Consider the following 25632-nt stretch of genomic DNA (forward strand, 5'->3'; position numbering starts at 1 on the left):
ACTTTGGAATCATTTTATGTCTGTTACTATTTACCACAACCCACGTTGTTCTAAATCACGCGAAACGCTAGCGCTACTGCAAAGTAAAGCGATAGAGCCAAGTGTTGTAGAGTATTTAAAAACCCCTCTTACTCACGAGCAAATTTCAACGCTTGTAATCCAACTTGGTTTTTCATCCGTACGTGAAATGATGCGCACAAAAGAAGATGACTACAAAGCGCTTAATTTGAAAGATGAAACAAATGAGGATGCACTTATTAACGCTATGGTTAAATACCCAAAATTGATTGAACGCCCTATCGTAGTTAATAACAATAAAGCAGCGATTGGTCGTCCACCAGAAAACGTACTAAGCGTTTTATAATGAGTGCAACCATTGTGGTGCTTTATCACTCAAGCCATGGCTCAGTTGAAGCAATGGCTCACGAGATAGCAGAGTCGATAGAGCAACAAGGTGCTAGTGCACTACTTCGCACCTTTGTGGCTAAAAATGCGCACGATATTGTGATCACCAAAGATGATTTAATAAATTGCGATGGTTTAGCATTTGGTACACCAACTCGATTTGGCATGATGGCCTCTCAAGCAAAAAGCTTTTGGGAAACCACCAGCGACTTGTGGCTAAAAGGCCAATTAATCGATAAGCCAGCGTGTGTATTTTCGTCATCAAGTAGTATGCATGGTGGAAATGAAGCAACCTTACTTAACTTATCTTTGCCACTATTACACCACGGTATGATGCTTATGGGCGTGCCGTACGATGTACCCGAACTACTTGCAACACAAACCGGTGGAACACCATACGGTGCAACACACGTCGCTGGCAGCGCGAATAGTGCACAGCTAAGCAAAGACGAAATTAAAATATGCCAAAGCGTTGGTAAACGCCTTGCTCACATTGCGAGAAAACTTAAATGAATACAGCTGACAGTCCAGCTAAAAAGCCGATTACGGTAAAATTTCAACGTGCAGCACTATTTGGCTATGTTGGTTTACTTATTCTGATTCCTTTGTGGATGTATTTTATACCCCCTCTAGACGGTAATACTAGTTGGGTGTCATTGTTTTTTCCTATCATTCCTTTACTGCTGCCGCTAAGAGGCATAATTCAAGACAACACATACACCTATGCGTGGGCTAACTTTATTGTAATGCTTTATTTTATCCACGGTCTTACTATGCTGTGGGCAGCGCCAGATGAATTAATTTGGGTGTTGTTAGAGCTGGTATTTGCATCATCTATGTTTATTGGTTGTACTTACTACGCAAGACATCGCGGACAAGAACAAGGTTTAAAAATCCGTAAGCTTAAAGAAGAATTAGCTGAAGAAAAAGCAGCAAATGAGCACGGTAAATAAGGCTTAACCATAAACGCTATATACAAAAAAACGCGCTTAAATTACTTTAAGCGCGTTTTTTATTAATTGTTTAAAACTAGCTAAACTAAATCGCTCAAGGCAGCTAGCACCACAATACTCGCCAACCCTATTTGAGCAATTAAGCTAATAAACGAAAAGCCTCTAAGCACAAATAAACCCCAAGGGTGTTTAATATGTGGATATAGCGCACAGCGTTTTAAAGTGGTCGCAAAGAAAAAACAAATCACCGCAGTCATAGTTAAACCCAGCGTCAGCTCACTTTTAATTGAGAGGGTTTCATCAAAAAAGAAAAACAACTGTAAAGGCAGCAATATAGTTACAATAGCATGTAGCACATGCACTTTTTTAATGCGATCGAACTGCCCTTCTGGCGAAAGTTCTTTAATACCAAAGTCACGCTCTAAACATTTAACTAAGTTATTAGCTTTAATACTCACCGCTAAACGGTAACAGCTTAAACCTTCTTTATTACGTGCTCTAAAATCGTATCCGGCTTTAATAAGCAGCACCATTAACGACTCATTTTTAGCAAACACAGCATAATGAAGCGCAGTATTACCTAAGTTATCTGTCGCTTTTTTGTCTTGCTTTGCAAGTAGCGTTTCAACCACATTTACAAAGCCTTTTTCGGCGGCCCACATAAAGGCTGTTTTATTGTTTTCATCAGCAAGTACACCAGTAGCGCCTTGTTCAATAAAACGCATAGCCATTGTTTGCTTAGCTGTTTTTTTACGTAAATGAGTAAGCAAAGCTTTTTCTAAGAGAACAACAGAGTCAACATCAGGAGAAACCTGCGTAAGCAGCGTAAAATAGTCTTTACCCGCAGCTACTTTTTCGCTGGCAAGTTCAGAGAGAGTATCTAAATCAGCAATAGACTCTGGTATAAACGCACTTAGGCGCTCTCTAAAATCAACTTCTTTCCAAAGCGCTAATGTGTCCTTTGCCGAGAGTTTACTTTTATTATTTAACGCATGCTCAATTAAGGTGAAGTAGCGTTTACTAAAAAATAAATCAACTAAAGACAGTGGCGTATCTATGGTATTTTGTGCAGCCACGCTTGCGTATTTTTCAAGGCGCTGGCACAGCATAAGCACTAAGCTTTCAGGGGTGTATTCATTATCGTAGTAATGGCTTTTAACCGCACTAATATACGCTTGTGCGTCTTCGTCATATTCAGAGATATGTTGAAAGTAACATTCTTCAAATGGCTCCAGCGGGGTTAGCCATGCCAAATAATAAATAGGTGGCAGCACGGTGGTGCATACACCATCGTCTTCATTTGTAGAACGACAAGCAGGCCAAGCTTCCAAAGCATCTAAAATAAAGGCACCGTTTTGTTCTACCAGTCCTTTAATAAGTAATGGGTATTCCTTTGGCCAAATCAGTACATTTTCCATTAAAACAACACAACTCCAGTGTGGCTTGGGGGTGGTAAGTTATATCAGTTTTAAGCTGACACCACGCTTAATCAAAGTGCCGATATTCTAGCACACCTTTGTTTTGCTGCTAGCGCAAAATTACGCAATAACAACAATCCTTTAGGATTATACCAATTCGCTTAATTAAGTGATTTATTTTGAGGTAGAAAACCGTGTGATAGCAAGGCAAAAATTTCGTTATTTAGTTGTTCTAAATGATTAAGTATTACTGTGGATTGGTATTGTCCTTAGCAGAAATATAAAAACGGCCAAGTACATAAGTAATTGGCCGTTTTTGAGGTTGGAGTTGGGCTTAATCAGAGCCAGACAAATAGCCTATTTACTTTTTAACTCGCTAATAACTTGCTCTAAACCCACATCAGAAATGCGTTGAATAATCTCTTTTTGTTTAGCACTTAATAGTGAAATGCCTTCAGCAACAATATCGTATACTTTCCACTCATTGTTTTTACCTAAACGAAGCTTAAAGCTTAAGTCGATAGTAGGCGCATTTGGCTCAATAATTTGCGTATTAACTGTTGCGTACTCAGAGTCACTTTTTGCGTTATTACGCTCAAATACTACTTTTTGACCCGTATACTTCATTAGTGCACCGGCGTATGTGCCTGTTAAGTAATGCTCTACTGCATCTATAAATTGAACAGCTTGCTCGCGCTCAATACCTTTAATGTGTTTACCTAATAATTTAAACGACACAAACTTAACGTCAATATGTGGCATTAAACGTTTTTCAACAATGGCAGCCATCGCGTCTTTGCTGGCTGTACCTTTTGAGTTTACTTGACCAATATCTGCAAAAAGCTTGTCGGCTACCGATTCAAGTAACTGATCTGGTGATTGCTGAGCTTGTGCAAATAACGAACTGCTAAAAAAAGCAGTGGCTAAAACGAATAGTTTAAAGAGTTTCATAATTGTATATGTCTGTGTGATTAAGATGGCTGTAATTTACGCGAACTATACGCAATAAAAAAGGCACAAATAAGCAACTTATTAATGCCGAATTAGCACCAATTGAATAACTAAAATAAATTCAAGCAGTTAGAAAACTCTATTAACAGCTCATATACAACCGGCATTTTGTCCTCATTGTAATTGTTAACAGGCCGCCCTTATCATTTAGTTATCAACTTAAATCAAACAAACATTTCGCACCTATGAAAACGTCACTTAAAACACTTATTATCTCTTTTGTATTAGTAGTTTCACTTTTTGGCAAGCTTGCTTTTGCTCAATCGGACCACGGTTATGCCGTTGACTTTCTCAAAGGCGAAGGTAACGTAAACGGCGTTAAGCTTGCGTATCAGTATCATGCACCTGGTATGCAAAACATTATTGGTGATGCACGCTTTTACTTTGAAACCAGCGTAAACATGTGGGAATACCGCCACGGCGATGAAACACAATCAAACCTAGTACTTGCTATGTCACCTGTGCTGCAATTTCCTGCTTTTAGTTTTAACAACACCCCATTTTATGTAGAAGCAGGCATTGGTGTATCACTGATTGATGAAACGCAGTTTGCTGGAAAAAACATAAGTACTCACTACCAGTTTGAAGACCGCATAGGCCTTGTAGCCGATTTTGGCCACACCAATGTTGCCCTTCGCGTTATTCACTATTCAAACGCAGGCTTTAAAGAGCCAAACCCTGGGCTTAACTTTTTAACGCTTTCGGTAGCGAGACGTTTTTAACGTTATTGATTGTATTTTTGAGTAAATTAATTGCTGTTATAGCACAAAGCGGTCACACTTAAACGTACTAAAGTTTAGGTGATACTGCGATGCAAACTTGGCATATTGTAATTACTGTCGCTGTTGTTTTTGCCATTATCATTGGTAATATTGCGCTGATTAGACTCTCTGCAAAACAGGAGTTTATAAAGCCCAACGCCAATATAAAAAATACAACAGACACAAAAAAGCCCTGATCAATCAGGGCTTTTTCAATAATACCAATTCGCTAAATATATTTTTGCTAATTTAGCCTACTAGCCAATGCGCCATTAGCGCAATAACAGGTAAAGTAATTAGCGTTCGCAAAATAAATATAATAAATAGCTCTAAAATATTTACCGGTATTTTACTGCCAAGTAAAAGTGCACCTACCTCAGACATATAAATAAGCTGAGTTACACTCATTGCGGCAATAATAAAGCGCGTTACATCACTTTCGATAGTCCCTGCAGCTAATATTGACGGAATAAACATATCAGCAAAGCCTACCATAATAGTTTGCGACGCTGCGGCTGCTTCGGGTACTTGCAATAGCTCTAAAAATGGCACAAACGGCATACCTAAATACTGAAATATAGGCGTATGCTCAGCAATGATCAGTGCAAATGTGCCTACCGCCATAACTACAGGTAACACACCAAACACCATATCAAGCGCGTTATGTACGCCCTCTTTTATAGTGCCTTTAACACCCGTTGAATTATCTGCTTTAGCTAGTGCAACATCTAACGAATGCCCAAATAAAGTTTTATGACCCGGAATTGTTTCAGCGTCTCTATCTGGCTCAGTGCCATCAATGAGTAAGTCTTTTTTAAAGCGCAGTGGCGGTAATCGCGGCACAATAATAGCGGCAACAATACCGGCTAAACATACCGTTGCGTAAAACGGTGCAAATAGGTATTCAAGTTTAACTTGCCCAAGCACCACTAAACTAAATGTAATTGAAACCGCTGAAAACGTAGTACCAATAATAGCCGCTTCGCGTTGTGTATAGTGCTTTTGATCGTACTGCCTTGCAGTCATCAAAATACCCACACTGCCATCACCTAACCACGATGCAGTACAGTCAACCGCGCTTCTGCCTGGTACACCAAATACAGGGCGCATTACTTTGGTCATTAACGTACCAGCAAGCTCTAATAGACCAAAGTTAATTAATAGCGGCAGTAATAAGCCCGCTAAAATAAATACCGAAAACAACACAGGCAATAAGTCATTTAATACCAGCGCGCCAGTATTGGCCGAGGTAATCATCTCGCTGCCTAGGCTTAAGTACGTCATTAAACCAAACGCCATACCAAATAAGCGTACCACCAGCCATGTCCAGCTCACATCAAATAAATGCTTTAACAAAGGTGAGTTACATATAGCGGCGGGTTTAAACACTTTAGTAATTACAGAAATAACCCCTGTAATACAAATAATGAGGGTAATAATTGCTTGAGCAGAGCCAAGCATCATTGCTTGAACCGCTTTTGCCATAACGGCAATAGGAATGGTCATCCCTTGCGAAGTACTAATGGGTGTCATAAATAAAAACACGCCAATTAACGAAGGAACCAAAAAAGTAAACCAAGTGCGCCACGTATAGTGTGAACGTTCAGGTAGCTGAGACATATTGTTTAACCTATAAAAACCACAAAAAGAGCATAGCGCTCTTTTTGTGGTAAAACTTATTATTATTTAAATTTTAATGCCGCGCTGAATGAGTGCTGCTTCTAATGCTTGTTGTAAACCATTCATAGTACCTGGCTCAAGCGTTTCGCCTTTATCATCCATCCACGTTAAGCTAGTACCGCCTTCTTTAGTTTTGCTTACTAAAATTTGGTATTGGCCTTCATCAATAGGTAGTTGAGCTACGTCATCACCCCAAATTGAATCCCAAACGCTTGTTTCTGGTTTAGTATAATCTGCAGTAATTAAGCCCGTATCTGGGTTAATTTCAACAATAGAGAACGACAAGCGCTCTAAAAACCCAGAGAAACGGTCAAACACAGCGTCGTAAGATTGCTCAGTTACAAGTGCTGCATTACCTTTATTATCAAAGCCCATTTCAAGAGAAATAATACCTTGGCGTTTACGCATATCAACTTCAAGTTGACGGTAACGGTAATCAAACTCGCTTACTACTTGGTTAAGCGCACGTACTTCTAGCTGCTGCTTGAGTAAGTCTGTTAGCGTTTTATCACCTTTAAAATCAATCAGCTCTACACGTAAAGACGCAGTGCGTTGATGTGATTTTTCTTCAATAGTGAACCTAAACTTTTCTAAATCATCGTTAACTTCATCGCCCCACCACCAAAAACCTTCTTCGGTTTTAATGATTGAGTACCAATCAGTTTCAATAATACCAAGTAGCTTATCTTCTTTAGTTGTGCCCGCGTTATTATCAGCTAGGACAGATTTAATCGTATCCCAAAGAAACTCATCTAAATCAGCAATGCCATCATTTTTATCAAAATAAATACGCGCTTGTTTATCTGTCTCTTCTACCCAACTGCCTTTCGCAATTGTTAATACTTGTGCCGGTGGGCGGTAATTTGTAGCTTCAGGATTATTGTCGTATTGACCTACATCCATTTTATAAACTGGGTCTTGAGCTGGTTGAGATAACGACGCTGGTGCTTTTACAGGCTCATGCGTACGATAATTACGCTCGTCATGTGCCTTATTAATAAATACACTACACCCTGATAAACTTACCAATACACTTACTGCAAGTGCTTTTGGGATCCAATACTGCACAGATATTTCTCCTTAGCATACCCTTTAATTGTTTTAACAAATATATGAGTGGGTAATACCGATTTGGTTCAGTGTAAAATCAATATTAACTTTACATTTATTATTTGGCTGCCTAAATGCAATAAAGTTCAGCACTTCAACTTAGTAAGCAACTAAGCGCAAATAAGCAAATTTTAGCTATGGTACTTTCCCGTGCCAGTAAAAACAAGAAACACCGCACTTTAAAAGCGCTTAATTAGCGTGTGCTGTAGTTTAGAGCCCTTTTTGTGTTAAACTTCGCCGCCGTGCAACTTCTCGTGTGTATTTTTGGTGTTGCCAACTCGGTTGATATAATCCAAGTAACAAGGTATTTGAACTCATGACTGCATTTTCAAATCATCAAATTGTTTTAACAGCGATTGGCGAAGACAGACCCGGTATAGTAAGTGAACTAACCCAACTGGTTAGCGATTGCCACTGCAACATTATTGACAGCCGTATTGCTATTTTAGGCTGCGAATTTACCTTCATAATGCTACTTAGCGGCGACATGTCGGCAATAAGCCGCATAGAGCACGTACTGCCCACTAAAGCCATGGAACTTGGCCTGCTAACCATGATGAAGCGTACAGCAAGTCATACTCCTAGCGAGTTTTGTGCAGGTTACACACTAGAATACACAGGCATAGACACCCCTGGCACATTGAGCAAAGTAACGCGCTTTTTTGCCGACAATAATATTAGTATTTGCTCACTTAAGTCAGACACTTATTCCCAAGAAGACAACATTAAAATGCGTTGTGAACTTGAATTCAACATACCTGTTGATGTAGATATAGATCAATTTAAAATTAGTTTTGAGAGCCTTTCTCACACGCTAAACGTAGATTATATTTTTAAACGAATTCGTTAAGGATGCTAAACATGAACACAATTAGTCCATTACAAGCTGGCGATACTGCACCCGCTTTTAGCCTACAAAACCAAAACGACGAAACAGTAACATTAAGCGAGCTGTTAAAAGAGCAACAAGTGCTTGTGTACTTTTACCCTAAAGCGTCAACGCCGGGCTGTACTGTACAAGCCGAAAACCTACGCGATGAGCAAGCACAGCTTGCTAAATTTAATACCCGCGTTGTAGGTATTAGCCCAGATCCAATTAAGCGCCTTAAAAACTTTGAAACTAAAAAAGAGCTTAATTTTGATTTATTAGCCGATGAAGACCACGCCATTGCTGAAGCATTCGGTGTATGGGGCTACAAAAAGTTTATGGGAAAAGAGTACGATGGTATTCACCGTTTGACGTTTTTAGTAGGCCAAGACGGTAAAATTAAACACCTATTTGATAAGTTTAAAACCAAAGATCACCATCAAGTAGTGTTGGACTATCTTGCAGCAGAATAAGTTAGCTGCAGAATAAGTTTGCTGCAGAATAAGTTAGCTGCAGAATAAGTTTGCTGCAGAATAAGCTAGCGGCACAGTAAGTTAGCTACCAGCTATTAGACAAATACAGAAAAGCGTTGCTCAAGGGCAACGCTTTTTTTATGCCTATACATTTGCGCTATATAAAAACTTAATTAGTAATTTAGTAAATAATTTGTTAAAACTGCCAAAGCACTTATTATTAGCACCTTGCCAATTGGATATTTAAACTTTGAATAAAAGCCTAAAATTTAAACTTTATTTAACTGCCTTAATCATCTGTATTATCGGTTTTAACTTTTCAGAGCCAAGTATGCAATTTTACTCAAACCCGTTTTATATCGGTAGTTTTGTTTTTGCTATTGCGCTTATAATCTCTGTAATTAATTACGCCTGCCCTGCCTGTAAGAAAAACCAAGTAATGCGCTCTATTTCTAGTTATAAGCTTCCCACTAACGATTGTTATAATTGCGGGAAAGAGATTGATGAAAAAAGTAATTAAATAGACAGAGTTATTACTGGAGAGTCTGGTATTCAGGGTTATTTATAAAGCCACTTGATATATATTAAGTTGTTGTCGTGTATTACCAACCGATACAAAGTTTGGAATAGTACCAACTAAACTTGCACCTGATTTTAAAGCAATTTTAATGCTAGCTACATTTTGTTCTAAGCATCTAAACTCAATTACTTTAGCGCTTGTATTTTTGAGTATGATTGGCACTCTCGTAATTACTTGACTGATAATACCATTTCCTTGTGCATCACTACTTAACCAGTAACCAAGCTCCGCTACATTCAACTCAGGGCAAATAGACTTAACTGCAAAAATACCACTCAGATTATCTTTATAATAAATTTTAAACCACCGCGAACTATTAAGCCCGCTGTTTACTCTGTCGAGTATGTACTTTTTAGCTGATTCAATATTGTTTACCCCTTCTACCCAAGGCAAAAACTTACCTAAACCTGCCCGACTTAAATTAACAGTCTTTAAAATGTCCGCAGCATCGCTTTCCACTAAAGGAGCTAGTTTAATGTGTTCTGCAATTTGGATATGCAAGTGTTCTTCCTTGTAAGTATTTAATGTTTATAGTTGTAAGTTTAAGACTAAAGCTCACACTTAAGGATCCCCAAACTCATTTAACGGCTGAATAGCCTTTGAGCTATTAAAAAGATACAGAAAAGTATTGTTATAGGGCAACGCTTTTATGTTACTCACTCAAACTTTGATTAAGTAAAAGCATGATTGAGGGATAAAAAGATGGGTAATCGTTTTGGTGTCTGAAGATAAAAAATCTTGCCCTCCTTTGGTTGCTTTTTGATACACTGAAAATCAAAATGAAATCATAAATAACTTGATTTTAATCATATATGATTTATTATTGAATTAAATTTAGCCTGTAGAGAAGAGTAATTATGAAAAAATGTATTGAAATATCATCAACCACATATTCAAGATTAGAAAAAATTGCAGAAGGTTTTGACACGCCAGAAGCAGTAATTGTTCGATTACTTGATAATGCAGAGGGAAAAGTTGAGATAAAACCAGAATTAAAATTTTACCCTACTGACGAAAATTCATTTAAAGCTCAACTCATAGAAAATAAAGAAGCAGAAGTAGTTCTTTATAAAGTCGATGGAACTAGAGAAATCACTCGATGGAAGGCTAATCGTTTAAGTGAAACTTCAAATTTACGTGGTAATCTATGGTCTGGTTTTTTGAGAGGCTGGAAGACTAAAGGTATAAAAAGTGCAGAGTTTTCTATCCTACCTAAAAGTATAAACCAACCAGGAGATGATACAGAGCTTCGTAAATCTTTAGCATTAGAATTTAATTTAACTTTTGAAGAAATGGAAAGCTTACACTTTGAAATTGATGTAAATAGTAGTAATGATGATCTTGTATATAATCATATAGTACAATTTAGTGATGATTGTGATTCAGATATCCTTAATAAAATAGATGGTTTACACGAAAATTTATGGATAAATGTTGATAACTCTGTATTCCAGTAAATGAAATAAGCAAAATTATCCTATAAAGACTTTTTAGAAGTTTAGAGCTAATATTCAGTACAGCCTATCTCATTAGATAGGCTTTTTTAGCGCTTCAAAAGGATAGTCTAAGATAAATTAGAGTAATCATTTATTTTGTAACTCATTTCGCGAGCTCAAATCTCCAAACCAGTAAGCGATCAATGTTCTTCCAAAATATCTTTTTAATAAAAACAACTTCAATAATTTCTTAGCTCCTTTTAAGATTTAAAAATAGTGTAACATCATGATTTTAATATAAATTATAAAAATTAAAAACAATATGAACTAGGTATTTATATTCGCCGAAACTTAAATAAGTTACTGTGTCGGATGGCGCTTCGCTTATCCGACCTACGTTTTCAAATATATAATGCGGGGTTATCGAGGGCGTGGGTATTGGAGGTACGTTGGAGCTCGTTGGGTTTCGCTGCGCTCTACCCAAACTTTTATCTCTTCTTGATGAATGTTTGCCTTAAATTTTTACGCAGACAAAAATGGCGTTGCCTGAGCGCTCTGTCCATGGGGTTATTTTGTCGTAGTCATGTTCAAATATGTGAATTTCGAAGTACGGCTTTAGGGCTTCTTTAAGCTCGGTATAACTAAAAGCAACCATTGGGTGCTCGTCGTGCCATACGAGTGTTTTGTCTGCGGTGGTTTTTTCTATGCTGAGTTTTAATAACTGTTTACTACCAATGCCACTATAGTGCCAGCCAGAGCGAAATGTGAAGAAGCTATTTTCGCTTGTTGCTGTGTGCTCTACAAATGAATCGCTGTCGATTTTGTTTTTATCAACCGTGTTAAAACAAAATATTCCACCTACGTTTAATGCGCTGTGTACGCTAGCAAGGCATTCTTTTAGCTTATTAATGCCGTCGCAGTAGTGGATTGAATACAAAAAGCAGGTAATTAAATCCACGTGCTCGGTTACCTTAAATTCACTCATGTTTTGCAATGAAAATTGCGCTTCTGGGCAACGCGTTTTTGCTTTATCTAGCATTGGCTGGTTTAAATCAAGCCCACTACTTTTATAACCGTTATCAATAAAGTGGCGTACATGCGGGCCGGTGCCACACGCTAAATCAAGATGGGTGTTTGCGCCATTACCAAAAATTTGGTGCAGCCTGTGAATAGAATTGCTTTGGGCTTGATAATTAATATCTGCACACATTAAGTCGTAGTAATCAGAAAGGTCGGTGTAAAGCGCATTTGCGGACATATAAGCCTAGTGGTAAGTAGTAGAATATTTTTAAGTCGCGCATAGTAAACTAGTTATGGCTATTAGCGAAGAAGATATGAGCTTTAGGGTTGTCGGGTGGTGCTTCGCTTATCCAATCCACGTATTTAAATATTATAAAACGTTATTAGAAAATGGTGCGGAAGTAGAGATTTGTTGGGTTTAGCTTCGCTCTACCCAACATACGTAATATAACTTTAAGCTGGCTTTAACTAATTCCTAAATACTTATGTACTTGTATTGATAGGCGCCAGTTTTTGGCAATACAGGTGTCGATTGCTAATTTTGTTGCTGATACTTTTTGGCTAATTGGCTGCAAATAAACAAGCTTAGGATTAACGCCTGTTTTAGCAAATAATTCTTCTAACTCTTCTACGTGCTTTTGCATGGCAACGGGGTGTTTAATTTCGTTGGCACGCTTCATCGCGCTGGTAAGTACTTCATAACCGCCGCGCATATTGATTTTTGGCGATACCGTTACCCATGTTTGCTCTGGGGCGAGTATTTCAAACGTGCCGCTGGTTTCTATTTGTGTGCTAAAACCGTGTTCATGTAATAAGTTACATACTGGATTTAAATCAAACATGCATGGCTCGCCGCCAGTAATTACAACATGCTTTGCGGTGTAACCACGTGATTGAAACAGCGCTAAAATTTGCTCTGCACTGGCGTTAGCCCAATGATCTGAGTCGGCTTTTTTTTCTACGGTTTCATCCAGCGATACTTTATATACATTATCAACATCCCACGTTTGCTTGGTGTCGCACCAAGAGCAGCCTACAGGGCAACCTTGTAGACGTAAAAATATTGAGGGTGTGCCAGTAAAGCTAGCTTCACCTTGAATGGTTTCAAACACTTCATTAATTTTGTACAAAAGAGATCTCACTTACTACCTAGCAGCCAAATTGCTACTATTAAAAAACCAAAAAGCGCTGTGCAAAAATTGTTATTTAAGCTGCGGCCGTGTAGTATATCGCGCCCTGATATAAACCTCTATTAAAACTAAGAGCAAAACAGATATGACGCAAAAAGTAGTTGTTATTTATTCCGGCGGTATGGACTCATTTACCGTATTAAATAAAGCCCTGCAACAAGGCCATGATGTATATGCCCTTTCATTTGACTATGGTCAGCGTCATGTAAAAGAGCTTAAAGTAGCGGCAAGTGTGTGTGAAAAATTAAACGTTCCACATAAAATTGTCGATATTTCGGCGATTAACCAACTTATTGGTGGCTCATCACTTACTGATGATATTGACGTACCTGAAGGCCATTACGAAGAAGAAAGCATGAAAAGTACGATTGTACCTAATCGTAATATGATTTTGCTCTCGCTTGCTGTTGGTTACGCGGTATCACTTAAAGCTAGCCAAGTTTATTACGGCGCTCATTCTGGGGATCATGCTATTTACCCTGACTGCCGTCCTGAATTTGTGCAAAAAATGGATGATGTGTGTCGTATTGCGAACTACGACGCGGTAGAAATTTTTAGCCCGTATTTAAATAATACTAAAATTGGTATTTTGACCGACGGTATTGAAATGGGTTTAGATTACAGCCAAACGTGGACCTGTTATAACGGCCGTGAAAAGGCCTGTGGTAAATGTGGCGCGTGCCAAGAACGCCTTGAAGCATTTGCACTAAATAACATTACAGACCCGTTAGAATACGAATAAGCCGCAATTAATTAGTAATACAATTGCTGCAAACAAAAAAAGGCTATCATCGATAGCCTTTTTGTTTGTCAGGTTTTAAGTCAATGATATTGATTACAGCCAGCGTTTTACGCGCGCTTTGTAAGCGGTAAACTCTTCACCAAATAATTTAGTGAGCGCACGCTCCTCGGGTATTATTTGAAAAAACGTTAAATACGCAATAAACCCGATAATACATAAAAGCGCCCACAAGGAACTTAACCAAACACCCCACCCTGCTAAAATAAATGCAAAACCTACGTACATTGGGTTACGCGAAATTTTATAAATGCCGCTCGTAATAAGTTTTGACGCTTGCTCAGGTTTATTTGGGTTTACTGTGGTGTTTGCTATTTTAAAGCTCGCCACCCCTGCAATACAAAAAACACACCCAATAATGACCAAACTTGCTGCTAAGTAGGTAATAAAAGCGGTGAAATCAATAACACTGTAATGCGCAATAAGCGCCATTATGCCTGCAAAAAACAGCACAACGATAACCGGTGGAATTTTATTATTTAACATGGCAACTCACTGTATTAACTAAAGTATGTTTATTATATGGTGGCTATGCAGCTATTAAACAATATCTTAAGTGTATAAATGATGAACACGCTTAAAGCTGAATTAAATAAAGTATACAAATTAAGTTACAATTGTCAGCTTTATCAAAAGCGCTTAAAGGTTATACTTTAACTATAAACGAATAATAAAATGATAAGGAATGAGGTTATGTCTGGAACTACGATGATTGTACTTATTGTGCTAATTTCGGTTGGCTCAGGAGTGGTTTACGATATGTATAAAAAGCATCTTGAGTTTAAGCATAAAATGCAAAACAACAACAGCGATGCCCATAAACAATTAGCTGAAACAAACGCACAAGTGCTTGCATTAAAAGAGCGTGTACAAACACTTGAAGCTATTGTTACTGATTCAAGCTTTAACGTTAAAGATGAAATTAATAAACTTTAAGTTGTTATAAGTAATTTGGATATAAATGCGCATTTTCTGGCTGCTCAATGCCGTGAGCAGCTAAAAACCCACCAATAGCTTGCCCGCAGCCCTGTGGTGCTCGCCCACTGTCTATCTCAAAATTTAACTGATTAGCATGTTGCTTACCCATAGAGCAAAGCCCTACGGTACTTGGCGAGCGCATAGCGATACTTAGGTTACCTATTTGTTCAACTGCAACGTGCTTACTAAAGCGGGCAAAACCTTTGTATTTAAACTGCTCGTTTACGTAGTCATTACTTGTGGCCACCAATGCCGCAATTAAGCCGTGTAAAAAACTATTAGCGGATGAGTCTGCTGTTAAAAACGCAATTGTTTTTTTGTTAAACTCGCTAAGCTGGCAATCCTCACACAACAGCTCAACAGTATATAAATGTTGCTCGGCTATTTGCTGCTGGCTTTTAAGTTCAATGCTTTTTCCTGCAAATACAATGCGTTTAAGCACTTCATCAACGTTACTTGTAACCGCTTCGCTTTTAACAAGTTCAGGGTTTTGCGCCATTACAGGTAAGTCGTGGTGATTGTTAAATGGCGTGCTTGTTGCGCCGCTTTGCATTAACTGAAAAAGCTCTCTTACTTCATGTTCACGCGCTACTTTTAACGCTAAAAATGCGGTTTGAATAAGCTCTGAGGTAGGTAAGTTTTCCTCTACAATCCAGCGTCTGCCAAATAATAGTTTTTTAGCTTTGGCTTCATTAGTAGATGCGCTTTTTTGGTAGTTATCAGGGCTCAGCACTGCTACTTGCAGGTAAATTTCTTCACCTTTTTGTGCAGCAAGCACCCTAAAGTGAGCCGAAAATTCAATACTCTCAAGTACTTCGCTTACGCTTTGAAGCGTGTGCTTGTAACGTAAAAAGTGCTGTGGCACCACCCAGTTACTATTAGCCAATTGCACAAGGGGTGCATAAGAAATAGGTTGCTCGTAACTGTGTTGCCATTTTTGCTCATTGCTAAGCAAATGATTAATGTGACTCTTGTTATCTGACATAAATAAACCAAATAAACTCGCGTTGTGCGATATAAACTATGAACACATTACGTCGTCAATGTCGTAATTAGATCACATGTACGCCCTACTTTTGGGCTTTTTTAACTATCGGTGAGTTCTTGATAGTCTGTTATAACTTTTTGATAGTATGGCTTATCTTTATTGAGCATTTTATTATAATGATTTATGAGTTGCCGTTGGTACATAACGTGCTCTGTACTAGCAAAGTCCCACATTTTTTTGCCGGTATGGCTAATCCCATTATTGGTACTAAAGCTCACTTCAATCACTTCATAAAAACGTTTGTTGTCGTAAACTATTTGCTCACTTATAAGCCCTAAACCAAGTTGTTTTAAACCCACTCGCAACTTATAAGTGTGATGCACTGGGCATAAAATAAACCGAACATTATTTAAATGTTCCACTGCGTTATTAGCAATAATTTGTTGTACTAAACTTAACAACAGCTCACCGCCAACACCAGCTATTACAACTACTTGGCTTTTACTTTGAGCAATTTCTATTTTGCCTACATCCTGACATAAGACCTGCCACTGCGGGTTTTTATCACAGGTTTTTTGTAATTTATTAATAGATGATAATTGCGCTTCTAAATCGTTCATTAAAGTGGCGACTATATCTACAAAAATAACGTGGTTTGCAGCTGCGCGTTTTAATAGCGCCATGCCTAAATAACCATGGTCGCAGCAACAATCCCAAATAATATCGTGATGCTGCGAAATTAATGTATCAATGGCAGTTAGGCGTTTACTGAGCTTCATTTAAGCAGGTATTTGTGACGTTTTATAGACAAGCGCTTTTAAACTTTTGTCGCTGTCTACTTCAATAAAACGCTCGGTGGGGGCTAGGCGCTCAACAAATTCAATTGCGCCTTGGGTGTTCTCGTTTATTAATGCTTTAAATGCATCTTCGCTAAGCTCTGGGCTATTCGCACACAATAGTAATTGTGTGGTATCGCAAAGTAGCTCTGGCAACCTGCGCAGCACTTTTTGATAGTCTTTAGTTAATATAAAGCTGCCTTTTTGAAAGCTTGGCGGATCAACTATTATTAAATCAAACGGGGCTGCTTTTTTTAGTTTTCCAAACGATTTTAAAATATCGTGAGGTAAAAAACTGACGCCGCGCTCAAAACCATTTAGTTGATGGTTTTGCTTGCCAACTTTAAGCACGCCTTTGCTCATATCCATGTTCATCACATGATCTGCCCCGCCTTGCATGGCGGCAAGCGAAAACCCACATGTATACGAAAACAAATTAAGCACTTTGCCATGCTTGCTGTTAGCCATTACAAATTCACGGCCGCTGCGCATATCGGGAAATATTCCGGTATTTTGGCGGCTCTGTAAATCAACCAAAAAGCGAATGCCATTTTCGGTTACAACATGTGGGTTAGGTAATTGTCCATAAACCACTGTGTTTTGGCTTTGCACGCCAGCACGTTGCTGGTACACAAGTGACGTAATAAGCTCAGGCTGGTTTTTTTGTGCCCACTGCCACACAACATTGGTGAGCTCGCTTAGTGTTTGCTCGTCAATTTCGTCGTACGAAACCAAAAATAAACTTGGCGGGTAAAAGTCTAAATTAATATGGCTTAATGCTTCGACGCTGTGGCCTCGGCCATGAAAAACACGACACAGTTCATTTTTTAAAATTGGCGCGTCTTCAAGCGCAGTAATAAGAGGTGTAAAGTTTGCTGTCATTTTTAATTAATCAACTGTTGTTGTAGTTCATGTATTTCATCGCGAACAGAGCCCGCTTTTTCAAATTCTAGGTCGCTTGCGTATGCATGCATTTTGGTTTCAAGCTGCTTAATTTGCACGGCAATTTCTTTCGCACTAAGTACCTTTTTAGACTCTTTACGAATAAGTTTAAGGTTGTCTTTAGGAGCCGCTTCTTCGCCTACATCCATTACATCAAGTATTTTTTTAGCCAGAGCATGAGGCTCTATACCGTGCTCAACGTTGTATGCATGCTGAATTTCGCGCCTGCGTGCTGTTTCGTCCATGGCTTTTGCCATTGATTTTGTAATTCTGTCGCCATATAAAATAGCGCGGCCATCTAAGTGACGAGCAGCACGGCCAATGGTTTGTATCAGCGAGCGAGCCGAGCGTAAAAAGCCCTCTTTGTCAGCATCAAGTATGGCAACAAGTGCCACTTCTGGCATATCAAGGCCTTCTCGCAGTAAGTTAATGCCCACTAACACATCAAACACGCCTGCTCGTAAATCACGAATTATTTCTACGCGCTCAACGGTATCAATGTCTGAATGTAAGTAACGTACTTTTACATTATGCTCGCTTAGGTAGTCTGTTAAATCCTCAGACATACGTTTAGTAAGTGTAGTTACCAGTACGCGTTCGCCCTTCTCCACACTTTTGTATATTTCTGAGAGTAGATCATCAACCTGATCGCCCACAGGACGTACTTCTATAAGTGGGTCGAGCAGCCCTGTTGGGCGAATTACTTGCTCTGCTATTTCACCCTCACAGCGCTCTAACTCAAAGTCGCCAGGCGTTGCCGATACATAAATAGTTTGTGGTGCTATGGCTTCAAATTCTTCAAAACGCAGTGGCCTATTATCCATTGCGGATGGCATTCTAAAACCATACTCAACAAGGTTTTCTTTACGGCTTCTGTCGCCTTTATACATTGCACCAATTTGCGATACGGTTACATGCGATTCATCAATAATCATTAATGCGTCATCAGGTAGGTAATCAAGCAATGTTGGCGGTGGATCGCCTGGCGTACGCCCCGATAAATAGCGGCTGTAGTTTTCTATACCCGAGCAATAACCTAGCTCGGTCATCATTTCTATATCGTATTGCGTTCGCTGTGCTACACGTTGCTCTTCTACTAACTTGTTTGCACTGAGTAACTGGGCGCGTCGCTCTTTTAGTTCTTCTTTTATTTTTTCGATAGCGCCAAGTATTTTTTCACGCGGGGTAACATAGTGCGTTTTAGGATAAATAGTAGCGCGCACTATGTGCTTTTCAATTGCACCGGTAAGCGGGTCAAAAATACTTAAGCGTTCTATTTCATCATCAAACATTTCTACACGTACAGCAAAAGTGTCTGATTCTGCTGGGAATATGTCAACTACTTCGCCACGTACACGGTATGTACCTCGGCTAAAATCTATATCATTACGGGTATATTGTATTTCAGCAAGACGGCGTAGCATGTCACGTTGATCGACTTTTTCGCCCACTTTTAAAAGTAGCATCATTTTCATGTACGATTTAGGGTCACCCAAACCATAAATAGCCGATACCGATGCCACAATAATGGTGTCGCGACGCTCAAGCAATGCTTTGGTCGCACTTAAACGCATTTGCTCTATGTGCTCATTTATCGAAGCATCTTTTTCAATAAATGTGTCGCTAGATACAACATAGGCTTCTGGCTGGTAGTAATCGTAATACGATACAAAGTATTCAACCGCGTTTTTAGGAAAAAACTCTTTCATCTCGCCGTATAGCTGCGCAGCCAATGTTTTATTGTGCGCCATTATTATTGTTGGACGATTTAAATCGCTAATAATATTGGCCATGGTAAAGGTTTTACCTGTACCGGTGGCACCTAATAACGTTTGGTGTGCAAGCCCCGCTTCTAACCCTTCGCATAGCTGTTTAATGGCGGTAGGCTGATCGCCTGCTGGTTTGAAATGTGATTTTAACTGAAAATGGTCGCTCAATTATTGCACTCCTGTAACGATTCGCCGCTCAGCGCTTCTAGTTTTTTCATAAACCATTTATATGCCACTATTGCTGTAAATAAATTACCTATGGCAGCGCCTATAAATAACCCTAATAATCCGGCTATTTCGTTGCCGATATAAGCAAATGGTACATAAAATATGAATAAACGAATAACGCTTAGTACCAATGCGTTCATTGGTTTGTGTAAAGCATTAAACGATGAGTTTGATAATATGATAACCCCTTGTAAGCCATAGCTTAGTGGGATGGTATAAATAAAGAGCTTAATTACATCTATTACGGCTTGTTCTTTACCAAATAATTGGCTTATTACACCTGAAAATGCAATTAGTAATACGTAAATGGCAAATTGCCATACCATCACAAATTTTAGTGTGCCGGTATACGCTTCTTTAACACGGCATAATTTGCCAGCCCCAAAGTTTTGACTCACAAATGGCGGTAATGTCATCGATAGCGCAAGTACTAAAATACTTGCAATGGACTCTATCCGGCTTCCCACTCCAAATGCGGCCACGGCTTCTGGCCCATGATGCGCTACTAAGGCGGTCATTACAGCCATTGCAACGGGTGTAAGCATGTTTGCACCTGCAGCAGGTAAACCAATTTTTAATATTTTACGAATAGCGCCAGTTACAGTTTGCTTGCCCGCTTTGAGACTCAACAAACGTTTTTTAACCGCTAATATATATAAAATAATAACCACAGCGACCGACCATGCCACAACACTTGCAATGGCAGCGCCTTGAATTCCTAACGCGGGTACCGGCCCAAAGCCAAATATAAGTATTGGGTCAAGCACGGCGTTTATCAGCCCGGCTCCGCCCATTACTATACTTGGCGTTTTGGTATCACCGCTGGCACGCAGTACCGAATTACCAATCATTGGGGTTATTAAAAATACGCTACCGATAAACCATACATTCATGTATTCGTGTATTAACGGCAATACTTGCGCGCCCGCTCCTAGCAAAGTAAATATGGGGTCAATCAGTAAATATCCAACAGATGACAACACAATAACCAGAACCACACCAACCATTAAAGAAATACTGGCATCAAAACGTGCTTCATCAATTTTATTACTGCCGAGCGCTTTCGCTATTACTGCTGATGTACCGATCCCCAGCCCTATTGCTAAGCTGATAACGGTAAAAGTAACCGGAAATGTAAAGCTCACGGCAGCTAGTGGTTCGGTGCCAAGTAAGCTTATAAAAAAGGTGTCTACAATATTGAACATCATTAGTGTGATCATGCCGAATATCATCGGTATGGTCATCGTCTTTAATGTAGGCAAGATAGGATCGTTTAGTAAATCTGGGCGAGTCTGAGATTTTGAAATTGCGCGCATGAAATAAATAGGCCTCTTTTACTGAACGAATCATTTTAAAGCATCAAGGCAGTTCAAGCCACGGATTTATCACTACAATTGATGTAATTACGGAAGTAAATATTCTAAAAAATAGTAAAACTTAGTTTTTACATCTTTTTGTTAAAATAGAGCCTAAACACGCCAAAAAACAATTAAAACACATTTTTATAACTTTTATTACAAACACCCTGTGTTATCTGATGCTTTTTTACACAAAGCAACTACTTGGTTTATCGTTACGAAAAAATTCATTCATGGAGTTACATCTATTAGCCACCAAAACATAACCTACTGTTTTACAATGAATAAAAAATAGTGATTTAAAAGCTTGAAATCGTTGTAGCTCCCTAAAACATTGGTGCCGATGATGTTCTTAAACTTTCATAAACAGAGTTATCCACAGAAACCGTGGATAACTCATTCAAAGCCGCATTTATAAAGGCCTTGAGAGACTCGCAATTTTCGCTGAGGTCCAACCAATTGTTGATTTGCTAATTGTGGCATTTTTATAAACTCACACTGAAAACACAAGCTTGCCGATTTTTCTTCTTAACATAGTTATACGTTAGTAAATAAAAAACGTTTAATACAAAGTTAAGTTATTGATTGTTCTATTTTTGAGCGAAGATAATAAATGCTCAATTTATAGATCAAAATTGGATCACTATTAAGGGGGAAAATACTTTTATGACTATTCGTGCAGGTATATTTTTAGAAAATTAAAATAAAAAAGTAAATAAATACGAAGAATACCCCAAAGTAAAAAATAAAATTTTATGTTTTTGAGTTGTTTTTTGATTACAAGTGGCTTTAATGGCGTGTTTAATTTAACCAATTTAAAGACTCAATAATAATAAAACTCGCATTAGTATTCTTAAATTCTCAAAAAAATAGCTTTAATAGAGCTATAAATCACGCAGATCGAACACAAAAACAACGAATAAACCTCTTTTTTCAATTTATGACTTTTATATGTTGACACTTTGCGGCTCGGTCATTAATATTTCGCCCCGTTGAAAGGCAAGACGCTTCCCCCTTAGCTCAGTTGGTTAGAGCGACGGACTGTTAATCCGCAGGTCCCCCGTTCGAGTCGGGGAGGGGGAGCCAAGTTTATGTTTACGATGTAGTTCCCCCTTAGCTCAGTTGGTTAGAGCGACGGACTGTTAATCCGCAGGTCCCCCGTTCGAGTCGGGGAGGGGGAGCCAAGTTTATGTTTATGATGTAGTTCCCCCTTAGCTCAGTTGGTTAGAGCGACGGACTGTTAATCCGCAGGTCCCCCGTTCGAGTCGGGGAGGGGGAGCCAAGTTTATGTTTATGATGTAGTTCCCCCTTAGCTCAGTTGGTTAGAGCGACGGACTGTTAATCCGCAGGTCCCCCGTTCGAGTCGGGGAGGGGGAGCCAATTCTAAGAATTTCATAGACATTCCAAGCTATTTCCACTACTCTTCCTTATATAACTAAAGCATTAGTTTAATTCTTTAATGCGCTGTACTTAGTTTATTAATCAAGGACTTGATTCCTTCCCTTTTGATTATTAAAAGACTGAAAACATGGCTGGATTTAAAAAACTTATTTTTATACAAATTATCTCTTGGTTATTGTGTGTTGCAGCAGGAAGCTACTTCATATCTATAAGCTTTGATACTGCGGTAAGTGATGCACAAAAAAATGCACAAACAACTGTTACTAAGTATATTAATGACCTTTCTTTAGACGATATTTCTGCTCAAAATTTAAAACAATCAATTGCAGATGGTAATACGTTTTCAAGCTTTACTCTAAGAGATTACCAAGGTGCTGAAGTATTTAGCATTAACCCCCCTACTCAATTACCAATGTTTGCTGATTTCGTACTCTCTAACTTTAACTCTGTACGCCCACAGTTTGCTGTAAACGATGCCGCAGATATAAAAGTTGAATTTGTACTTAACATTGAGCATTTAGCGTCGCAGCTACAAACGTCCCTTTTTATTGTTATTTTGATTTCTGCCATTTTAGTTATTATTCCAATAATTCTAATGAAATCTATTTTTTATCATTTAAATAAAAATATAAGTACAACCGTTGCTGACATTATCGATATTTATATCAATCAAAACCAACTTGATAATGATTTAGAAACAGCATTAGATGGCACTCGATTGAAAAAAATGGGAAAAGATTTAGTACCTAGTTTTAATCGGTTATCACATTTTTTAAAAAACAAAAACGAAGACATACAAAGCGCTGCTATGACTATCAAGCATGAAGCGTACAAAGATGTAATTACCTCGCTTGGTAATCGTAATATGTTTGTTGAGTACTACGAAAAAAATATTGAAAACACTGAGCAAAGTACATTTGGCTCTTTAGCTATGGTTCGTTGTAGCGAACTACAAGCTATAAACCAAAGCCGTGGTTATCAAAAAGGTGACGAGTACGTTAAAGGCGTTGCTGATATTATTAAGCACATAAGCGGCACTTACACGGGTAGCCAAGTATTTAGATTAAACAGCTCTGATTTTGCGGTAGTACTCCCCCACATTCCTTTAAAAGAAGCTGAGCGCTTTGGTGAAAACCTGCAATCGCGCTTCACGCAGTACCAACAAAACCAAGAGTTAAGCTCGGTAGCTAATACGGGAATTGTAGGTTACGAAAAAGGTAAACCGTTAGGCGAACTACTTTCTGTTGTTGATAACGCGATGAGCATGGCGCAGTCAAAGCAAGTTAATGCATGGCACGTACAACGCGAAACCGATTTAGTTAATAACGTAAGTGCGGGGTTTGGTAATCAAAACTGGCGTAAGGTTATTAAGGAAGTTATTGAATCTAAGCGTGTGCATTTAGTGATGCAAAACATTATGCCGCTTGGTAAAAGCATAAAAGCCTACGCTGAAGTACAAGTTCGATTTAAAACAGAAGACAATCAGGTACTGCCTACCGCTTCTTTTTTAGCAATGGCCGAAAAACTTGATATGGCAATAGAAATTGATCGCCTGATCATCGACTCTTCTCTTGAAAAAGTTAAAAGCCGTAATTTATCTGAAAAGTTTTTTGGTTTAAACGTAACAGCCTCAAGTGCACACAACGATCAGTTTGTAATTTGGCTAGAGCGCCGATTATTGAAAGATACGCATATTGCATCTAAACTAGTATTTGAGGTGAGCGAGTTTGGTTTACAGCAAAACATCAAGGCTAGTAAGCGCTTTATCGACATGGTTCACCGTGTTGGCGCACGCGTTACAGTTGAACGTTTTGGTGTTGGCTTAACTTCATTTAAGTTTTTCCGCGATTTAAAACCTGATTTTATTAAAATGGATGCAAGTTATACTCGCGGCCTCGAAGATGATAAAAATAATCAGTACTTTATGCGCTTAATGGTCGATTTAGCCCACCGCATTGGTGTTAGCGTATTTGCTGAAGGTGTTGAGAGCCAAGAAGAGAAACACATTATAGAAACTTTGTGTTTAGATGGCGTTCAAGGTTATTACATAGAAAAACCTAAAGACATTTAATTAGTTTTCAATTAATACAAAAAAGAGCATTCGTTGCTCTTTTTTTGTTTCTGCTATTTGACTAATTCCTTACATCAAAATCACATTAATTTTACAGCCTTGTGATCAATATGTTTGTCCTTGCGTTTATTTAACTGATAACGACTCGCAAATGTTGTTTATCGGGGCAGAAAAAAGGATAATAAGCAGGACTTTAATAGCGTGAGGCACACATGACAGAATATGTCTTGTTATTGATTGGAACCGTTCTGGTTAATAACTTTGTATTAGTACAATTTTTAGGCTTATGTCCGTTTATGGGCGTATCAGGTAAGCTTGATACGGCGATTGGTATGTCTTTGGCTACCACGTTTGTGCTTACCCTTGCCTCTGTAACTAGCTATTTAGTTAATCAATATATTTTAATCCCTCTGGATATCGCCTTTTTACGCACCATGAGCTTTATTTTAGTGATTGCCGTTGTAGTGCAATTTACCGAAATGGTTGTGCGTAAAACCAGCCCTACCCTATATCGTTTATTAGGCATATTTTTACCGCTGATCACCACTAACTGTGCGGTATTAGGTGTGGCTTTATTAAATATCAAAGAAGATCATTCGTTTTTACAATCTGCGGTATATGGTTTTGGTGCTGCGGTTGGTTTTTCTTTAGTGCTTGTATTGTTTGCAGCACTACGAGAGCGTTTAGCAGCTGCTGACGTTCCTACGCCTTTTAAAGGCGCCTCTATTGCAATGATCACTGCAGGCTTAATGTCGATGGCGTTTATGGGTTTTACTGGATTAGTGAAGTTTTAATATGACCTTGTTTTATGCCTTGATAGCGATTGGTTCGCTAGCACTCATTTTTGGACTTATTTTAGGGTTTGCAGCAATTCGCTTTCGCGTTGAAGGTAACCCTATTGTTGAGCAAATTGATACTATTTTGCCGCAAACTCAATGCGGACAATGTGGCTACCCGGGCTGCCGCCCTTACGCCGAAGCCATAGCTAATGGCGATGAAATAAATAAATGCCCACCAGGCGGCGAATCAACCATGAAAAAGCTTGCCGGCTTAATGGGGGTTGATGAAAAACCACTTGCCGGTGGCGAGCAAGCAGAACCTGTAAAAACAGTAGCTTATATTCGTGAAGATGAATGTATTGGCTGTACCAAATGTATTCAAGCCTGCCCAGTTGACGCTATTTTAGGCGCAACTCGTCAAATGCATACCGTGTTAATTGATGAATGTACTGGCTGTGATTTATGTGTTGAGCCTTGCCCTGTGGATTGCATTGATATGCTACCTGTAGCCGAAACTAAACAAAACTGGAAATGGCAGCTAGACGCTATTCCTGTTACACAAATAGATTAGAGGTTTG

26 protein-coding genes and 4 tRNA genes are annotated in these 25632 nt (G+C 38.8%); 17 read left to right on the top strand and 13 right to left on the bottom strand.

Annotated features, from left to right (window positions below; genetic code table 11):
* The first annotated feature begins 16 nt into the window (after window positions 1-16).
* Genes arsC through I6E69_RS13110 form a run of 3 tightly spaced genes read left to right on the top strand, consistent with a single transcriptional unit; the run spans window position 17 to window position 1358 of the window.
* The gene (arsC, locus tag I6E69_RS13100) at window positions 17-364 is read left to right on the top strand and encodes an arsenate reductase (glutaredoxin) (protein ID WP_024595681.1); all 348 of its coding nucleotides are present in this window, start codon (window positions 17-19) and stop codon (window positions 362-364) included.
* The gene (gene wrbA, locus I6E69_RS13105) at window positions 364-918 is read left to right on the top strand and encodes an NAD(P)H:quinone oxidoreductase (protein WP_197121409.1); all 555 of its coding nucleotides are present in this window, start codon (window positions 364-366) and stop codon (window positions 916-918) included. Before arsC ends, wrbA begins: the two co-directional genes overlap by 1 nt.
* On the top strand, window positions 915-1358 hold the full coding sequence (locus I6E69_RS13110) for a DUF2069 domain-containing protein (RefSeq protein WP_197121410.1): 444 nt from the start codon (window positions 915-917) through the stop codon (window positions 1356-1358). The genes wrbA and I6E69_RS13110 overlap by 4 nt, the downstream gene beginning before the upstream one ends.
* A gap of 80 nt (window positions 1359-1438) precedes the next feature.
* Here the strand turns inward: I6E69_RS13110 and I6E69_RS13115 are convergent, their stop codons facing one another.
* Window positions 1439-2776 carry an ankyrin repeat domain-containing protein gene (locus I6E69_RS13115; RefSeq protein WP_039487320.1) on the bottom strand — a complete coding sequence of 446 codons (1338 nt, stop codon included), beginning with the start codon at window positions 2774-2776 and terminating at the stop codon, window positions 1439-1441.
* A gap of 357 nt (window positions 2777-3133) precedes the next feature.
* The gene (locus I6E69_RS13120) at window positions 3134-3727 is read right to left on the bottom strand and encodes a phospholipid-binding protein MlaC (RefSeq protein WP_024595677.1); all 594 of its coding nucleotides are present in this window, start codon (window positions 3725-3727) and stop codon (window positions 3134-3136) included.
* A 245-nt stretch (window positions 3728-3972) separates the two neighbouring features.
* On the opposite strand from I6E69_RS13120, the gene I6E69_RS13125 reads away from it, so the two are divergent.
* Entirely contained in the window at window positions 3973-4509 is a 537-nt protein-coding gene (locus tag I6E69_RS13125) for an acyloxyacyl hydrolase (RefSeq protein ID WP_138489347.1), read from the top strand.
* Between the two features lie 288 nt (window positions 4510-4797).
* Here I6E69_RS13125 and I6E69_RS13135 read toward each other — a convergent pair whose 3' ends face one another.
* Together I6E69_RS13135 and bamC are read right to left on the bottom strand one after the other, a co-directional pair.
* Window positions 4798-6168, bottom strand: a complete 1371-nt coding sequence (locus I6E69_RS13135) for a YjiH family protein (protein ID WP_138489349.1) — start codon at window positions 6166-6168, stop codon at window positions 4798-4800.
* A 66-nt stretch (window positions 6169-6234) separates the two neighbouring features.
* Complete coding sequence (bamC, locus tag I6E69_RS13140; RefSeq protein WP_039487313.1) at window positions 6235-7296, bottom strand: outer membrane protein assembly factor BamC; 1062 nt, start codon at window positions 7294-7296, stop codon at window positions 6235-6237.
* Between the two features lie 358 nt (window positions 7297-7654).
* Between bamC and I6E69_RS13145 the strand changes: the two genes are divergently transcribed.
* The 3 genes from I6E69_RS13145 (at window position 7655) to I6E69_RS13155 (ending at window position 9199) form a co-directional block, all read left to right on the top strand.
* Window positions 7655-8188 carry a glycine cleavage system protein R gene (locus I6E69_RS13145; protein WP_007583906.1) on the top strand — a complete coding sequence of 178 codons (534 nt, stop codon included), beginning with the start codon at window positions 7655-7657 and terminating at the stop codon, window positions 8186-8188.
* A gap of 11 nt (window positions 8189-8199) precedes the next feature.
* The gene (bcp, locus tag I6E69_RS13150) at window positions 8200-8679 is read left to right on the top strand and encodes a thioredoxin-dependent thiol peroxidase (RefSeq protein WP_002963124.1); all 480 of its coding nucleotides are present in this window, start codon (window positions 8200-8202) and stop codon (window positions 8677-8679) included.
* Between the two features lie 331 nt (window positions 8680-9010).
* Window positions 9011-9199 carry a hypothetical protein gene (locus tag I6E69_RS13155; RefSeq protein ID WP_231619786.1) on the top strand — a complete coding sequence of 63 codons (189 nt, stop codon included), beginning with the start codon at window positions 9011-9013 and terminating at the stop codon, window positions 9197-9199.
* A 42-nt stretch (window positions 9200-9241) separates the two neighbouring features.
* Here I6E69_RS13155 and I6E69_RS13160 read toward each other — a convergent pair whose 3' ends face one another.
* The gene (locus I6E69_RS13160) at window positions 9242-9760 is read right to left on the bottom strand and encodes a GNAT family N-acetyltransferase (protein WP_197121412.1); all 519 of its coding nucleotides are present in this window, start codon (window positions 9758-9760) and stop codon (window positions 9242-9244) included.
* 356 nt (window positions 9761-10116) lie between these two features.
* On the opposite strand from I6E69_RS13160, the gene I6E69_RS13165 reads away from it, so the two are divergent.
* On the top strand, window positions 10117-10716 hold the full coding sequence (locus I6E69_RS13165) for a hypothetical protein (RefSeq protein ID WP_197121413.1): 600 nt from the start codon (window positions 10117-10119) through the stop codon (window positions 10714-10716).
* Window positions 10717-11209: 493 nt separating this feature from the next.
* Here the strand turns inward: I6E69_RS13165 and I6E69_RS13170 are convergent, their stop codons facing one another.
* Both I6E69_RS13170 and queE read right to left on the bottom strand, forming a co-directional pair.
* The gene (locus I6E69_RS13170) at window positions 11210-11953 is read right to left on the bottom strand and encodes a class I SAM-dependent methyltransferase (protein WP_197121414.1); all 744 of its coding nucleotides are present in this window, start codon (window positions 11951-11953) and stop codon (window positions 11210-11212) included.
* A 226-nt stretch (window positions 11954-12179) separates the two neighbouring features.
* Entirely contained in the window at window positions 12180-12845 is a 666-nt protein-coding gene (queE, locus tag I6E69_RS13175) for a 7-carboxy-7-deazaguanine synthase QueE (protein ID WP_024591014.1), read from the bottom strand.
* Window positions 12846-12990: 145 nt separating this feature from the next.
* Here queE and queC point away from each other — a divergent pair, with 145 nt between their 5' ends.
* Window positions 12991-13647, top strand: a complete 657-nt coding sequence (gene queC / locus I6E69_RS13180) for a 7-cyano-7-deazaguanine synthase QueC (RefSeq protein WP_002960416.1) — start codon at window positions 12991-12993, stop codon at window positions 13645-13647.
* A 93-nt stretch (window positions 13648-13740) separates the two neighbouring features.
* Here queC and I6E69_RS13185 read toward each other — a convergent pair whose 3' ends face one another.
* Window positions 13741-14190: an isoprenylcysteine carboxylmethyltransferase family protein gene (locus tag I6E69_RS13185; protein WP_007378935.1), complete on the bottom strand. Its 450-nt coding sequence runs from the start codon at window positions 14188-14190 to the stop codon at window positions 13741-13743.
* A gap of 207 nt (window positions 14191-14397) precedes the next feature.
* Between I6E69_RS13185 and I6E69_RS13190 the strand changes: the two genes are divergently transcribed.
* On the top strand, window positions 14398-14640 hold the full coding sequence (locus tag I6E69_RS13190; protein WP_010553668.1) for a hypothetical protein: 243 nt from the start codon (window positions 14398-14400) through the stop codon (window positions 14638-14640).
* Between the two features lie 4 nt (window positions 14641-14644).
* On the opposite strand, the gene I6E69_RS13195 is transcribed toward I6E69_RS13190, so the two are convergent.
* The 5 genes from I6E69_RS13195 to I6E69_RS13215 form a co-directional block, all read right to left on the bottom strand.
* Complete coding sequence (locus tag I6E69_RS13195) at window positions 14645-15667, bottom strand: hypothetical protein (RefSeq protein ID WP_197121415.1); 1023 nt, start codon at window positions 15665-15667, stop codon at window positions 14645-14647.
* 101 nt (window positions 15668-15768) lie between these two features.
* Window positions 15769-16449: a tRNA (adenine(22)-N(1))-methyltransferase TrmK gene (locus I6E69_RS13200; RefSeq protein ID WP_138489354.1), complete on the bottom strand. Its 681-nt coding sequence runs from the start codon at window positions 16447-16449 to the stop codon at window positions 15769-15771.
* Window positions 16450-17388 carry a class I SAM-dependent methyltransferase gene (locus I6E69_RS13205; RefSeq protein ID WP_182780652.1) on the bottom strand — a complete coding sequence of 313 codons (939 nt, stop codon included), beginning with the start codon at window positions 17386-17388 and terminating at the stop codon, window positions 16450-16452. It abuts the gene before it with no gap.
* A 2-nt stretch (window positions 17389-17390) separates the two neighbouring features.
* The gene (uvrB, locus tag I6E69_RS13210; RefSeq protein WP_197121416.1) at window positions 17391-19385 is read right to left on the bottom strand and encodes an excinuclease ABC subunit UvrB; all 1995 of its coding nucleotides are present in this window, start codon (window positions 19383-19385) and stop codon (window positions 17391-17393) included.
* Window positions 19382-20761, bottom strand: a complete 1380-nt coding sequence (locus I6E69_RS13215; protein ID WP_138489356.1) for an MATE family efflux transporter — start codon at window positions 20759-20761, stop codon at window positions 19382-19384. Before I6E69_RS13215 ends, uvrB begins: the two co-directional genes overlap by 4 nt.
* A gap of 1051 nt (window positions 20762-21812) precedes the next feature.
* Here I6E69_RS13215 and I6E69_RS13220 point away from each other — a divergent pair.
* From I6E69_RS13220 to rsxB, 7 genes are all read left to right on the top strand, one after another.
* Window positions 21813-21889: transfer RNA gene (locus tag I6E69_RS13220), tRNA-Asn, on the top strand.
* 21 nt (window positions 21890-21910) lie between these two features.
* Window positions 21911-21987: transfer RNA gene (locus I6E69_RS13225), tRNA-Asn, on the top strand.
* A 21-nt stretch (window positions 21988-22008) separates the two neighbouring features.
* Window positions 22009-22085: transfer RNA gene (locus tag I6E69_RS13230), tRNA-Asn, on the top strand.
* A gap of 21 nt (window positions 22086-22106) precedes the next feature.
* Window positions 22107-22183 (top strand) — tRNA-Asn (locus tag I6E69_RS13235).
* Between the two features lie 148 nt (window positions 22184-22331).
* Window positions 22332-24275: an EAL domain-containing protein gene (locus I6E69_RS13240; RefSeq protein ID WP_039487283.1), complete on the top strand. Its 1944-nt coding sequence runs from the start codon at window positions 22332-22334 to the stop codon at window positions 24273-24275.
* Window positions 24276-24487: 212 nt separating this feature from the next.
* Window positions 24488-25069, top strand: coding sequence for an electron transport complex subunit RsxA (rsxA, locus tag I6E69_RS13245; protein WP_008172491.1), 582 nt, complete (start codon window positions 24488-24490; stop codon window positions 25067-25069).
* A 1-nt stretch (window position 25070) separates the two neighbouring features.
* On the top strand, window positions 25071-25625 hold the full coding sequence (rsxB, locus tag I6E69_RS13250; protein ID WP_154903411.1) for an electron transport complex subunit RsxB: 555 nt from the start codon (window positions 25071-25073) through the stop codon (window positions 25623-25625).
* The last annotated feature ends 7 nt before the right edge of the window (window positions 25626-25632 follow it).

Origin of the sequence: Pseudoalteromonas sp. NZS100 (assembly GCF_015864815.1) — a bacterium.
GTDB classification, from domain to species: Bacteria; Pseudomonadota; Gammaproteobacteria; order Enterobacterales; family Alteromonadaceae; genus Pseudoalteromonas; species Pseudoalteromonas distincta.